The organism is Streptomyces flavofungini (assembly GCF_030388665.1).
Lineage (GTDB): Bacteria > Actinomycetota > Actinomycetes > Streptomycetales > Streptomycetaceae > Streptomyces > Streptomyces flavofungini_A.
Genome location: NZ_CP128846.1, coordinates 1,773,464 through 1,786,989, shown reverse-complemented (window position 1 = coordinate 1,786,989; position 13,526 = coordinate 1,773,464). Strand labels below are relative to the sequence as shown.

Annotated in this window: 10 protein-coding genes; 5 read left to right on the top strand and 5 right to left on the bottom strand. The window is 73.2% G+C overall.

Features of this window, described 5'->3' with window-relative positions:
* Positions 1 to 99 precede the first annotated feature (99 nt).
* Positions 100 to 1,881 carry a 3-hydroxyacyl-CoA dehydrogenase family protein gene (locus tag QUY26_RS06960; protein WP_289944243.1) on the bottom strand — a complete coding sequence of 594 codons (1,782 nt, stop codon included), beginning with the start codon at positions 1,879 to 1,881 and terminating at the stop codon, positions 100 to 102.
* Between the two features lie 381 nt (positions 1,882 to 2,262).
* Here QUY26_RS06960 and QUY26_RS06955 point away from each other — a divergent pair, with 381 nt between their 5' ends.
* Positions 2,263 to 2,856 (top strand): adenylosuccinate lyase, encoded by a 594-nt coding sequence (locus QUY26_RS06955; RefSeq protein WP_289944242.1) that lies wholly within the window; start codon positions 2,263 to 2,265, stop codon positions 2,854 to 2,856.
* A gap of 12 nt (positions 2,857 to 2,868) precedes the next feature.
* Here QUY26_RS06955 and QUY26_RS06950 read toward each other — a convergent pair whose 3' ends face one another.
* Positions 2,869 to 3,360, bottom strand: coding sequence for an SRPBCC family protein (locus tag QUY26_RS06950; RefSeq protein ID WP_289944241.1), 492 nt, complete (start codon positions 3,358 to 3,360; stop codon positions 2,869 to 2,871).
* A gap of 102 nt (positions 3,361 to 3,462) precedes the next feature.
* Between QUY26_RS06950 and QUY26_RS06945 the strand changes: the two genes are divergently transcribed.
* Positions 3,463 to 4,065, top strand: coding sequence for a TetR/AcrR family transcriptional regulator (locus QUY26_RS06945; RefSeq protein WP_289944240.1), 603 nt, complete (start codon positions 3,463 to 3,465; stop codon positions 4,063 to 4,065).
* 51 nt (positions 4,066 to 4,116) lie between these two features.
* Here QUY26_RS06945 and QUY26_RS06940 read toward each other — a convergent pair whose 3' ends face one another.
* The 3 genes from QUY26_RS06940 to QUY26_RS06930 form a co-directional block, all read right to left on the bottom strand.
* On the bottom strand, positions 4,117 to 4,542 hold the full coding sequence (locus QUY26_RS06940; RefSeq protein WP_289944239.1) for a RidA family protein: 426 nt from the start codon (positions 4,540 to 4,542) through the stop codon (positions 4,117 to 4,119).
* A gap of 121 nt (positions 4,543 to 4,663) precedes the next feature.
* Positions 4,664 to 6,265, bottom strand: a complete 1,602-nt coding sequence (locus tag QUY26_RS06935) for an alpha/beta hydrolase (protein ID WP_289944238.1) — start codon at positions 6,263 to 6,265, stop codon at positions 4,664 to 4,666.
* 168 nt (positions 6,266 to 6,433) lie between these two features.
* The gene (locus QUY26_RS06930; RefSeq protein ID WP_289944237.1) at positions 6,434 to 7,468 is read right to left on the bottom strand and encodes an Rv2578c family radical SAM protein; all 1,035 of its coding nucleotides are present in this window, start codon (positions 7,466 to 7,468) and stop codon (positions 6,434 to 6,436) included.
* Between the two features lie 149 nt (positions 7,469 to 7,617).
* Between QUY26_RS06930 and QUY26_RS06925 the strand changes: the two genes are divergently transcribed.
* From QUY26_RS06925 to QUY26_RS06915, 3 genes are all read left to right on the top strand, one after another.
* Complete coding sequence (locus QUY26_RS06925) at positions 7,618 to 8,061, top strand: SRPBCC family protein (protein ID WP_289944236.1); 444 nt, start codon at positions 7,618 to 7,620, stop codon at positions 8,059 to 8,061.
* A 243-nt stretch (positions 8,062 to 8,304) separates the two neighbouring features.
* Positions 8,305 to 10,788, top strand: a complete 2,484-nt coding sequence (locus QUY26_RS06920) for an MFS transporter (protein WP_289944235.1) — start codon at positions 8,305 to 8,307, stop codon at positions 10,786 to 10,788.
* 150 nt (positions 10,789 to 10,938) lie between these two features.
* Entirely contained in the window at positions 10,939 to 13,386 is a 2,448-nt protein-coding gene (locus QUY26_RS06915) for an ATP-binding SpoIIE family protein phosphatase (RefSeq protein WP_289944234.1), read from the top strand.
* Positions 13,387 to 13,526: the final 140 nt, after the last annotated feature.

Genomic DNA, 13,526 nt, shown 5'->3' with positions numbered 1-13,526 from the left:
TGCGGGACCGGGCTGCCCGACGGATCGAGCAGCCCGCCCCAGTCCGCGCGCTCCGCGCGCACCGCCTCGTGTGCTCTGGCCCCGAGGTCCGCGCGCCGGTCAGCGCCGGGCATATTCGCGGAAACCCCGGCCCGTCTTGCGGCCGAGGCAGCCCGCGGCCACCAGGTGCTCCAGGAGCGGCGCGGGGGCGAGCCCCGGCTCACGGAACTCGCGGTGCAGCACCTTTTCGATGGCGAGCGAGACGTCCAGGCCGACGACGTCCAGGAGCTCGAAGGGCCCCATCGGGTAGCCGCCGCCGAGCTTCATGGCCGCGTCGATGTCGTCGAGGGACGCGTAGTGCTCCTGGACCATCTTGATCGCGTTGTTCAGGTACGGGAACAGGAGGGCGTTCACGATGAAGCCGGCCCGGTCGCCGCAGTCCACCGGGTGCTTCTTGATCGTCGCGCACACCTCGCGGGCGGTGGCGTGCACGTCGTCCTCGGTCAGGACGGTGCGCACGACCTCGACGAGCTTCATGGCGGGCGCCGGGTTGAAGAAGTGCAGGCCGATCACGTCGCCGGGCCGTGAGGTGGCGCGGGCGCAGGCCACCACGGGCAGCGAGGACGTGGTGGTGGCGAGGACGGCACCGGGCTTGCAGACCTTGTCGAGCGTCGCGAACAGCTGCTGCTTGATCTCCAGGTCCTCGGCGACCGCCTCCAGGGCGAGATCGACGTCGGCGAACGCGTCGTACGTACCGCTCGGCGTGATCCGGTCCAGGGTCTTCGCGGCCGCCTCCGAGGTGAGCCGCCCCTTGTCGACGGAGCGCGAGAGCGACTTGGCGACCCGGGCCCTGGCCGCGGCGGCCTTCTCCTCGCTGCGGGCGACGAGCACCACGTCGTACCCGGCCTTCGCGAAGACCTCCGCGATCCCGGACGCCATGGTGCCGGAACCGGCCACGCCGACGGAGCGGATCTCGCGCCCGCGCGCCTGCCGGGTGCCCTCCAGGGGCGTCGCCGCGTCCCGCACCACCTCGTCGCTGCCGGACGCCGCGTAGGTGTAGAAGCCGCGGCCCGACTTGCGCCCCGTCAGGCCCGCCTCGCTGAGCTGCTTGAGGATCGGCGCGGGCGCGTGCAGCCGGTCCTGGGACTCGGCGTACATGGCGTCGAGGACGGTGCGGGCGGTGTCGACGCCGATCAGGTCGAGCAGCGCGAGCGGCCCCATCGGCAGTCCGCAGCCGAGCCGCATCGCCGCGTCGATGTCCTCGCGGCTCGCGTACTTGGCCTCGTACATCGCCGCGGCCTGGTTGAGGTAGCCGAAGAGCAGCCCGTCGGCGACGAAGCCGGGGCGGTCGCCGACGGCGACGGGCTCCTTGCCGAGGGCGCGGGCGAGGTCGGTCACCGCCGCCACGGCGGCCGGCGCGGTGAGCACCGACGAGACGACCTCGACGAGCTTCATGGCGGGCGCCGGGTTGAAGAAGTGCAGGCCCAACACCCGCTCCGGGTGTGCGGATTCGGCGGCGAGGCGGGTCACGGAGAGCGCGTTCGTGCCGGTGGCGAGGACCGTGTCCGGGCGCACGATGCCGTCGAGCTCGCGGAAGATCTGCTGCTTGATCGCGTACGACTCCGGGGCGACCTCGATCACCAGGTCGGCCTCGGCCGCCGCCCGCAGGTCGGTGACGGCGCGGAAGCGGGTGAGGATGTTCTCGCGCTCGTCCTCGGTGATCCGCTCGCGGCGCACGGCGCGCGCGGTGGAGGCCTCCAGGGCGGCGACGGCGTGGGCCGTGGCCTGTTCGCTGATGTCGATGCCGATGACGTCGCGGCCCGCGTGCGCGAGCACCTCGGCGATGCCGGTGCCCATCGTGCCGAGACCGACGACGGCGACCGTGCTGAAGGGAGTGTCCATGGGTGGACTCCAGGAAGTGAGTGACGACTGAGGGGCGCACGCGCACGGCGCGTGGCGGGGGCGCACCGGCACACGGCCCACGCGAGCGTGCGCGGTGGCCGCGCGAGCGGGCGTGAAGTCGCGTACGGCGTGCGGAGGTTGCGCGAGAGGGGAACCGGCAGGCCCTGTCCCGTGGCCACGCCGTCCTGCGGTACGTGCGTACCGAACCGACAACACTCAGGACGGCTGCGTCACCAGGCCGTCACGAGCTGAAAAGCGAAGAGCGAGAACTGCGAACGAACTCTCTGCGGGGAGTGTGCCCCGCTCACATGAGATTAACCCGCGAGTAACGAGCGCGCCAGCCCCGGTGTTTGTGACGTCCGTCGCGACTAGGCTCAGCGCATGGATGCGGAGTTGCGGACGGTGACGGATCGCTTACGACGCGAGGCGATGGCGTCGGGAGCGCTGGACGCGTACGAGAGACTGCTGGCCACCCGTACGGCGGACGAGCTCGCGGGGGTGCTGCTCGCGGCCGGCCAGCCGTTGTGGGCACGGGAGTTGGCGGCGGTCAGGCTGGGGGTCCTGGGGGACCGGCGGGCCTTCGAGTCGCTGGTGCTGCTGCTCAACCACCGGGATCCGCCCCGTTGCGCCGCCGCCGCGTACGCCCTCGCGCGGCTCGGCGACCGGCGCACGGCGCGCGCGGCGGCGGCGCTCGCCACGAATGAACTGCGGGTCGCCTACGCCCTGCATCCGGTGCGGCTCCTCACCGAACTCCGCGCCCCTGAGTCGGCGCCCGCTCTCATCGTCACCCTCCAGCGCCGTCTGACCCCCAACGACCCTTACGGCAAGGTCGCGCTGGCGTGCGTCGAGGGCCTCGGGGCGCTCGGGGACGCCCGGGCCATCCCGGTGCTGACGGCCGCCTGCTCCCATCCGCGCCTCGCGGCGGCCGCGGCGGCGGCCCTCGCGCGGGTGTCGGTGCGGGCGCAGGGGTCGTGAAGGTCCCGCGGGTCAGCGGGGAGTGATGCGGCGCAGGAAGCGCACGTAGGGACTCCAGCGCGCGGGGCGGCGGACCGTGCCGGTCAGGGCGCGCTCCGCGCGGTCGAGGCTGTCCTCCAGGCAGGCGTCGTGGAAGGAGCGGAACGCCAGCGGCCAGGTCAGCCGGGCCGCGCCGCGGGCGCGCATCGCCAGGGTGTGGCGCAGCACCGTGTGTCCGCTGCCGTCGTCCAGCGGGTGCACCGTGTACTCGTGGAACCCGTCGAAGCCGCGCGGTCCGGTGAAGGTGAACCGCACCCACTGCTGGGGCGCGTACGCCGCCACGGTGTACCGGACCGGTCCGTGGCCGCCGCGCGACCCGGGCGCGAGCCCCCGGTCCAGCTCCATGGGCGGCCAGCCGGCGGTGGGCCACAGCGGGTCGTCCGGGGTGGCGAGGGTGTCGATGAGCCCGCCGACCGCGCTCGGCTCGACGGGCAGGACGCGTTCGTGGACGTTGAGGACGGCCATGGTGGCTCCTGGGGCCTGGGGACCGGGAAGAAGGGGTCCCGAAGGGGGCTCCTCCTGTTTTGGAGAGGCCTCTCTATTTAATTGGAGGGTACTCTCCAATACATGGCGAGACCACCCCGGTACGACGTGAGCCGCTTCCTCGACGCCGCCGTCGAGCTGGCCGCCGACGCGGGCCCGTCGGCGGTCACGATGGCGGCCGTCGCCAAGGCGGTCGGCGCGCCCAGCGGGTCGGTCTACCACCGCTTCCCCGGGCGCCCCGCGCTCCTCGCGGAGGTGTGGCTGCGGACCGTCGAGGACTTCCAGGAGGGGTGGTTCGCGGCGCTGGGGCCGAGTGGGGGCGATCCGCGCGCGGCGGTCCGGGCGGCGGCCGTCCACGTGGTCGCGTGGAGCCGGGCGCACCCGCGCGCCGCGGCCCTGCTCCTGTACGGCGCCGCCGACTTCGCCCAGGACGAGTGGCCCGAGCCGAGCGCACGGCGGGCGGCGGCGGGGCACCGGCGGGTGGGCGAGGCCGTGGCCGGGCTGTGCGCGGCACTCGGCGCGGAGGCCGGGCCCGCCGCGGACCGGGTCGCGCTCGCCGTGATCGACATGCCGCTGACGATCGTCCGCCGTCATGTGCGCCGCGGCCAGGAACTGCCCGCGCACGCGGAGCAACTGGCCGGGGAGAGCGCGCTGTTGCTGCTGGGCGCCGGGCCCATCGGCCACTAGAGCGCCCTCCTCCAGCTGCCCGTGCCGCCCGGTCGGCCCCCCGTCGTCTCCTCAGACCCCCGTCGTGTCCTCCTCGGGCTGCTCCGCAACCACTGCGAGCGCCTCGATCTCCATCAGGAACTCGGGCCCCATCAGCGCCGCGACCTGCACCGCCGACGCGGCGGGCAGCCGGGCCGGGTCGAGGTGGGCGTCGCGCGCCGCCCGGACCGCGGGCATGTGCGCCACGTCCGTGACGAAGTACGTCAGCTTGATCACGTCGTCGAAGTCCGCGCCCGCCGCCGCCAGGCAGCGCCGCAGGTTCTCGAAGACCTGGTGGGCCTGCGCCGACGCGTCCCCCGGGCCGACCAGCTTGCCCTCCTCGTCCAGGGCGAGTTGACCGGAGACGGCGACGAGGCGGCCCGTGCCGGACACCACGTGGGTGTACGCGGTCGCGGGCGCGACTCCGTCGGGGGCGCTGATGTGTGTCAGTCGGCTCATGGTCACCATGGTGGGCCACGGCGGCGACTGCGCCCCCGGCGGAGCCCAGGGCCCGCGCATCGGCCGCGGGAACCCGCGAGTGAGCGCAGGGAACCCGCCTGTCAGCGGCGGGACCCTGCTCTCAGCCGCGGAAGCCCAGCAGCCGGTGGAGTTCCGCGCCGCTGCTCGCCGCGTCACCCCGGCCCGCGCCCGCGCGCGCCGCGCCCTTCGGCTTCGGCTCGGGCAGCGGCTTGCACACCGCGTCGACCTCACCGCCGCTGTGCGGCACCTTGCCGTCGGTCAGATATGCCGCCAGATGCCGGTCGAGGCAGGCGTTCCCGCTCAGCGTGATGCCGTGGTTGCCGCCGCCCTGCTCCACCACCAGGCTCGATCCGCGGAGCTTGCGGTGCATCGTGATCGCGCCCTCGTACGGCGTGGCCGCGTCGTCGGTGGCCTGGAAGAGCAGCACCGGCGGCAGGTTGGTGTTGGTGACGTCGGGGTGGTGCAGCGACCGGACCGGCCAGAACGCGCACGGGGCGTTGTACCAGGCGTTGTTCCAGGTCATGAACGGTGCCTTCGCGTGCGTGCGCCAGTTGTCGCGGCGCCACTGCTCCCAGTCGCGCGGCCAGGACGCGTCCCTGCACCCCACGGAGGTGTACACGGAGTAGCTGTTGTCGCCCGCCGCGTCCACGGCGCCGAAGTTCTCGTACGCCTCCACCAGGAGGTCGGTGTCCTTCGTGCGGGCGTACGAGGAGAACGCCTCCGCGAGGAACGGCCAGTAGCCGTTGAAGTAGCCGCCCGGCAGGAAGGTGTCCTCCAGCTCGGCGGCGCCGACCTTCTTTCCGGCCGGCTTCTTGGCGAGGGCGGCGCGCATGGCGTACCACCTGGCCTCGATCCTCGCCGGGTCCTTGCCGAGCCGGTACTGCTTGTGGTGCTTCGCGACCCAGGCCATGAAGGCTTTGTGGCGGCTGTCGAAGGCGTGGTCCTGGGTGAGGTTCGCTTCGTACCAGACGTTGTGCGGGTCGACCACGGAGTCCAGGGCCATGCGGCGCACCCGGTCGGGGAACAGCTTCGCGTAGACGGCGCCCAGGTAGGTGCCGTACGAGTACCCGAAGTAGTTGATCCGGTCGGCGCCGAGGGCCGCGCGGATCGCGTCCATGTCCTTGACCGCGCTCACCGTGTCGATGAAGGGCAGGACGTCCGCGTACTTCTTGCCGCACGCCTCGGCGAAGGCCCGGGCGCGGTTCAGGTTGGCCTTCTCCAGGGCAGCCGTGTGCGGCACCGTGGCGGGCCGCACCGGCTTGAAGTGGCCGGGGCGGCAGGTGAGGGAGGGCTTGCTCCTGCCGACGCCGCGCGGGTCGAAGCCGATGACGTCGTAGCCCGCGGCGACCTTCGCCGGGAGCGTCTTGGCGACGAAGCCGGCCATGGACAGGCCGCTGCCGCCGGGGCCGCCGGGGTTCACCAGGAGCGGGCCCTGGTAGTGCTCGGCGGTGTGCGCGATCCGGGACAGCGCGAGCGTGATCTGCTCGCCGTGCGGGTGGTCGTGGTCGAGCGGCACCTTCAGGGACGCGCACTGGAGCTTCGGGTGGTCCTTGGTGGCGCACTTCTTCCAGGTGAGGGGGTGCGGGGTGTGCGCGGTGCGCGGCACGGCCCGCGTGTCGGTGCCCGCGGCGGACGGCACCGCCACGACGAGACCGGTCACCAGCGCGGCGGCGCCGCACAGCGAGACGGCGGTTGCTCTCATCGAGCCTCCCAGGGCGGAGGGTTCGGGGCCGCGAGGCCCACGACCCCCGCGGCATCGTCCCGGAATCCCCGCCCGGAAGCGGCGGTTCTCCGGGCGAACTACCTGAAAGGAGCATGACGAAGCCCGCCGATGGCCCAGCCCGGGCCCGAGCAGGGTGAGCCGGCCGGATCAGAGCAGCGTGAGCTGGGTGGCACCGGGTGCGGGCGCCGTCTCCCGGTGCTCGGGTATGCGCCGGGCGGCGCCCGCGCGGGACGGGCCGATGCCGAACTCCCGGGCCAGGTCGTGCACCTGGCGGGTGATGCGGCGCTGGTACCACTTCGGGGCGTACGCGCCGTCCGCGTACAGGCGCTCGTACCGCCGCACCAGATGCGGGTGGTGCCGTCCGAGCCAGGCCATGAACCACTCGCGCGCGCCGGGCCGCAGGTGCAGCGTCAGGGGCGTCACCGACGTCGCCCCGGCCGCCGCGATCGCCCGCACCGTGGCACGCAGCTGGTCCGGACGGTCCCCCAGGAACGGGATCACCGGGGCCATCAGGACGCCGCACCCGATGCCGTGCCCGCTCAGGGTGCGCACGACCTCCAGGCGCCGCCCGGGGGCCGGGGTGCCCGGCTCGACCGTGCGCCACAGGTGCTCGTCCAGGAACCCCACGGACACCGAGATGCCGACGTCCGTGACGGCGGCGGCCTGCCGCAGCAGGTCCAGGTCGCGCAGGATCAGCGTGCCCTTGGTGAGGATCGAGAACGGGTTGGCGCGGTCACGAAGGGCCTCGATGATGCCCGGCATGAGCGCGTACCGCCCCTCCGCGCGCTGGTAGCAGTCGACGTTGGTGCCCATCGCGATGTGCTCGCCGCCCCAGCGCGCCGAGGCGAGGTGGCGGCGCAGCAGCTCGGGCGCGTTGACCTTCACCACGATCTGGCTGTCGAAGTCCAGGCCCGTGTCCAGGTCCAGATACGCGTGCGTCCTGCGCGCGAAGCAGTACACGCACGCGTGCGTGCAGCCCCGGTAGGGATTGACCGTCCACTCGAAGGGCATCCGGGACGCCCCCGGCACCCGGTTCACGATCGACTTCGCCCGCACCTCGTGGAAGGTGATCCCGCGGAACTCGGGGGTGTCGAAGGTCCGGGTGGTCACGGCGTCGGCGCCGAACAGGGCGGCGTCCGCGGCGCCCCCTCGTGGCCCGTCGGACAGGTTCTCCCAGCGCATGGTGCCTCCTCGGTCGCACTGGCCACAGAATAGAACACATGTTCCCTTGATCGTGCGAACGTGTCCCGGACCCGATTTGGGGCGCCGGTGTGAGGGGTGGTTGGCTGACCGCTCAACCCCTGAGACACCCAACTGCTGGAGGAAGTGCAATGGCGCAGGTCGAGGCGACCACGGAGCGGATCATCGCGGCAAAGCCGGAGGACGTCTTCGATGCGCTGGCCGACTACAGCGGCACGCGCGCGAAGATCCTGTCGGAGCACTTCAGCGAGTACGAGGTGCGCGAGGGCGGCGACGGCGAGGGCACCCTCGTCCACTGGAAGCTCCAGGCCACCAGCAAGCGGATCCGCGACTGCCTGCTCGAGGTGAGCGAGCCCACCGACGGCGAACTCGTCGAGAAGGACCGCAACTCGTCCATGGTCACCACCTGGCGCGTGACCCCGGCGGGCGAGGGCTCCTCGCGCGTGGTCGTCACCACCGTGTGGAACGGCGCGGGCGGCATCGGCGGCTTCTTCGAGAAGACCTTCGCCCCCAAGGGTCTCGCCCGGATCTACGACGCCGTGCTCGGCAAGCTCGCCGCCGAGGTCGAGAAGTAGGCCCACCCGGCCGACCGGTTGGGGCCGCGCGGGCGGCGGCCCCCGCCAACTCCCCTAACCCATCAGGGTTGTTGTCACGCTCACCGTTTCGAGTGGTTTTCGGGACGGTCCAGTTGTACGCCGTAGGGCTCCCACCGGCGCTTACGCGCGCCGGTGCGCGCCCGAGGGCGACTCGTCGCGCTTGCTCCAGTTGTCGCGTAATGCGAGAAATGGGCGGCGCAGGCGCGACGAGGGGAGCAGCAGGTGGGCGGGACGACGTTGGCGATGGGCGCCGGGCACGGCGAACGGGCGGCCACGCAGCCACCGACGGCGGGCTCGGAGCGGAGCCGGGCCGCGGGCCCGGACGAGCCGCAGCCGGACGAGCACCACCTCGCACAGGGGCCGCCACCGCCCCAGGACGCCACCGGGGCGCCCCCGCACGAACTCAGCCCCGCCCGCGTCCGGATGGTCTTCGTCGGCCTCATGCTCGCGCTGCTGCTCGCCGCGCTGGAGCAGATGATCGTCGCCACCGCCCTGCCGAAGATCGTCGGGGAGCTGCACGGCCTGGACAAGATGTCCTGGGCGATCACCGCGTACCTGCTGACCTCCACGGTCGGTCTGCCCATCTACGGCAAGCTCGGCGACCTCTTCGGACGCAAGGGCGTCTTCCAGTTCGCCATCGTCGTCTTCGTCATCGGCTCCGCCCTCGCGGGCGCCTCCCGCACCATGGACCAGCTCATCGCCTTCCGCGCGCTCCAGGGCGTCGGCGCGGGCGGCCTCATGATCGGCGTCCAGGCGATCATCGCCGACATCGTGCCGCCCCGCGCGCGGGCCCGGTACATGGGCCTCATCGGCGCCTCCTTCGGTCTGGCCTCCGTCGCCGGGCCGCTCCTCGGCGGCTTCTTCACCGACCACGTCTCCTGGCGCTGGTGCTTCTACTTCAACGTGCCGTTCGGCCTGGTCACCCTGCTCGTGGTGGCCCTCGTCCTGAAGCTGCCCAAGCCCGTGGCCCGGGGCCGGCTCGACGTGCTCGGCGCGCTGCTGCTCGTCGCCGCCTCCACCTGCCTGGTGCTCCTGACCAGTTGGGGCGGTACGGAGTACGCCTGGGGATCGCGCGTCATCCTCGGCCTCGCCGCCGGAGCGGTCGTGTCGACCGTGCTCTTCCTCGTCGCCGAGCGGTTCGCGGCAGAACCGATCATCCCGCTGCGCCTGTTCCGCGACTCCGTCTTCAACATCACCGGGCTCATCGGGCTCGTCGTCGGCATCGCCCTCTTCGGCGCGGCCAGTTACCTGCCGACGTTCCTGCAGATGGTCGACGGCGCGAGCGCCACGGAGTCCGGCCTCCTGATGCTGCCGATGATGGGCGGCGTCGTCGGCGCCTCCATCATCGCCGGTCAACTCATCAGCCACACCGGGCGCTACCGGATCTACCCGATCCTCGGCGGCGCCCTCTCCGTGGCGGGCATGTTCCTGCTCTCCCGCCTCGAAGCGGACACGCCCCGGCTCCACTACAGCATCTGGATGGCCGTACTCGGTGCCGGCGTCGGCCTGGTCATGCCGGTGCTGATCCTCGCCGTGCAGAACGCCGCGCCGCCCGCCGACCTCGGCACCGCGACCAGCGCGAACAACTACTTCCGGCAGATCGGCGGCAGCGTGGGCGCCGCGGTCTTCGGCACGCTCTTCGCCGACCGCCTCACCGACGCCCTCGCCGGCGGCCTGCCCGCGGGCGCCGACCTGCCGGACGCCGAATCGATCACCCCCCAGCTCGTCCACGCGATGCCCGCCCCGCTGCGCGAGGGCTACATCCAGGCGTACGCCGACGCGATGCCACGGATCTTCCTCTACCTGGTCCCGGTCCTCGTCCTCGGCCTGCTGCTCGCCTTCTTCCTCAAGGAGACCCCCCTCGTGTCCAGCGCCGTGTCCTCGAAAACCCCGCACGCCCCCCTCGGCGAGCAGGCCGCAGTCCCGGGGGCCCGGGCTCCGTACGCCGCCGGAGTGCCCGTCTGCGGCAGCGTGCAGCACCCGGACGGCACCGTCGTGCCCCGCGCCGCCCTGACCCTCATCGACGTCGCGGGCCAGCAGATCGGGCGCGGCGCCAGCGGCGACGACGGGCGGTACGCCCTCTCCACCCCCGGCGCCGGATCGTTCGTCCTGATCGCCGCGGCGGGCGGCCACCAGCCGCAGGCCGTCACCGTCACCGTCGGCGAGCGCCCCGTGGAACTCGACGTGGTCCTCGGCGGCGCGGGCCGCCTCGCCGGGAGCGTGCGCACCGCCGACGGCTCGCCCGTCAGGGACGCCGCCGTCACCCTCACCGACGTCCGCGGCGACGTCGTCGCCACCGCCCGCAGCGGCCGCGAGGGCGGATACGCGATCACGGAACTGGTCGCGGGGGAGTACACGCTGGCCGCCAGCGCGCCCGCGTTCCGCCCTGCGGCCCTGCCCGTCAGCGTGCAGGCGGCCCGCGAGACCCGCCAGGACATCGAGCTGGCCGGCGGCGCCGTCCTGCGCGGCACCGTGCGCGCCGGCGGCGGCCGCCCCGTGGAGGACGCCCGCGTCACCCTCCTCGACGCGGCGGGCAACGTCGTCGACACCCTGACCACGGGCGCCGACGGCACCTTCCGCTTCGTCGACCTCTCCTCGGGCGAGTACACGGTGATCGCCGCCGGGTACCCTCCGGTCGCCACGGTGCTCCAGGTCGCGGGCGGCGGACGGACGGAGCGGGACCTGCAACTGGGCCACGAGGACTGAGCGGATGCTCCCGCGAGGCCCGGGGAAGTGCTCCGGAGGCGCCCCCTCGGGGAGCCAATTCGCCGATAGCGCCGCACTACAACCCGACGCGGTCGTACGGTGGTTGGGGGACCTGCAGATCTTGCCGCGCCGAGGGAGGGAGCCGAGGCCATGGAGCGTGAGATCCCGGACGACGAGCCGGTGACCCGCGGCGGCATGTCCGGCCGCGTCCCCCTGGCCGTGGTCGTCGTCGACGGCGACAGCCTCGTCTCCCACTGGAGCAGCGGCGCGCGCCGCCTGTTCGGGTACGCCAGGGAAGAAGCCGTGGGCCGTCCGGCCGGTGACCTGCTGCCCGTCTCCGGAGCCTTCCCGCGGGACGGCGGAGCCCACGGGGAGTACGACGCGCTCGGCCCCGACCTCGGCAGCTCCCTGGACCGACGGCTCTCCTACCCCGCCGCAGGCCGCGCCCGCCTGACCGCCCCGGACCGCGAGGGCGAGCGCATCGACGTCCTGTGGTGGGCCTACCCGCTCGTCGGACCGGGGCCCGAGCGGCTGCTCGTGCTCGCCGCTGACGCCGCCCGCCTCGCCGTCGGAGGCGACCCGGACACCGACCGGGTCGAGCGCATAGCGCCCGGATTCGCGCTGCACACCGACTTCCCCGGCGCCGACGAACTCGCGGGCCGCCTCCCCGAGATCCTGCCGAGCATGAGCGTCGCCGAGAGCGCCCGCATCGCCGCCCAGGTCCTCGAACTCGGCTATCCCGTTCTGGAGTTCAGCCAGCACGACCGCGTGCCCGTCACCCCCGACTGGGGCGTTCCGCGCCGCGCCGAGCGCCTGGCCCGCAGGCGGCGCGCCGAAGCGGCCGCAGCCGCCGGGCACACGCCCCCGCCCACGGCGGACGCCGACGACGGCGAGGACCTCGAATACGCGGCGGTGCGCGAGCGCCTGGAGTTCCTCAACGAGGTCAGCGGGCGCATCGGCACCTCACTCGACCTGTCCCGCACCATCGTCGAGGTCAGCAAGGCCGTCGTGCCGCGCTTCACCGACGTCGCGGGCACCTATCTGCGCGAGCAGGTCGTCGCGGGCGAGGGCTTCCCCGAGGGCCCGCCCGACGAGACCACCCTGTGGCACCGCGTCGCCGTGGAGCACACGGACGAGCCGGGCCGCTGGGACGACGTCGTGCCCGTCGGCGAGTCCATGCCGTTCCCCGCGCACACGCCGTTCTTCCAGTGCATGACGTCGGGCGACCCCGTCCTCGTACCGCGCATCACCGAGGAGATGGGCAACGCCATCGCCTCCCAGTTCGAAAAGCGCGACATCCGGCCGCTGATCAACCACCGCTCGATGCTGGTCGTTCCCCTGAAGGCCCGCAACGTCGTCCTCGGCTTCATGATCCTGCTGCGCCATCGCGAGCGGCCCGTCTTCAACGACATGGACCGCGTCACCGGCGCCGAACTGGCCGCCCGCGCCGGGCTCGTCCTGGACAACGCCCGCATGTACACCTACCAGGAGTCGGTCGCCGACACCCTCCAGGACAGCATGCTGCCGCACATCCAGCCCCGCATGTCCGGCTGCGACATCGCCACCCGCTACCTCCCGGGCACCCTGCTCGGCCGCGTCGGCGGCGACTGGTTCGACTCCGTGAAGCTGCCCGGCGCGCGCACCGCGCTCGTGGTCGGCGACGTCATGGGGCACGGCCTGAACTCCGCCGCGATGATGGGCCAGTTGCGCACGGCCGTCCAGACCATGGCCGCCCTCGACCTGCCGCCCGCCCAGCTCCTGCGCAACCTGGACGACCTCGCCCAGCGCCTCGGCGAGCACTACCTGGCGACGTGCCTGTACGCCGTGTACGACCCCATCGCCGGCGAGCTCCACCTGGCCAACGCGGGCCACATCCCGCCCGTCCTGGTGCGCGCCCTGGACGGCCGCAGCGAACTGCTCGACCTGCCCACCGGCGCGCCCATCGGCGTCGGCGGGGTGCCGTTCGAGTCGACCCGGATCCGGGTCGCGCCGGGCGACCGCCTCCTGATGTGCACCGACGGCCTGGTCGAGGTGCGCGGCGAGGACATCGGCGTGGGCCTGGCCACCCTCGTCGAGTCGGCCGCCCACCCCGCCGCCTCCATGGACGACGCCTGTGACACGATCATCCGCGCCCTCGCCGCGACCTTCTCGGAGACGGGCCGCGGCGGCCGCAAGGACGACGTCGCCCTCCTGATGGCCCGGCTGAACGGCGTCGCGTCCACCGACGTCGGGCACTGGCGGCTCGCGCCCGACCCCAGCGAGGTCAGCAGGGCCCGCGACCTGGTCCGCCGCCAACTGCGCGACTGGGGCCTCGACGCGATCAGTGACACGGCCGTGCTCCTGGCGAGCGAACTCGTCACGAATGCCGTACGGCACGCGCGCGGCGGCCGCATCGGCCTGCGCCTGGTCCGCTCCAGGCAGCTCCTGTGCGAGGTCGAGGACGACGACGCGAGCCTGCCGACGCTGCTCAGCGCGGGCCCCGCCGACGAGTTCGGGCGAGGTCTGCGCATCGTCACCAGCCTCGCCAAGGAGTGGGGCACCAGCCGCACGAACTCGGGCAAGACCGTGTGGTTCGAGCTGTCCCCGCCACGCCGCTAGGGCCAGTCCGGCGGACCTTCGCGCGCCCGCGACGCCGGTTAGGGCGGCCGGTCCGTACGCCGGAGTCGCGGTGCCGCACGCAGGCGCACGCGGGGGGAACACGCCTCGAAAGCGCCGTGAAGGTGTGTGCGGGCGGCTTG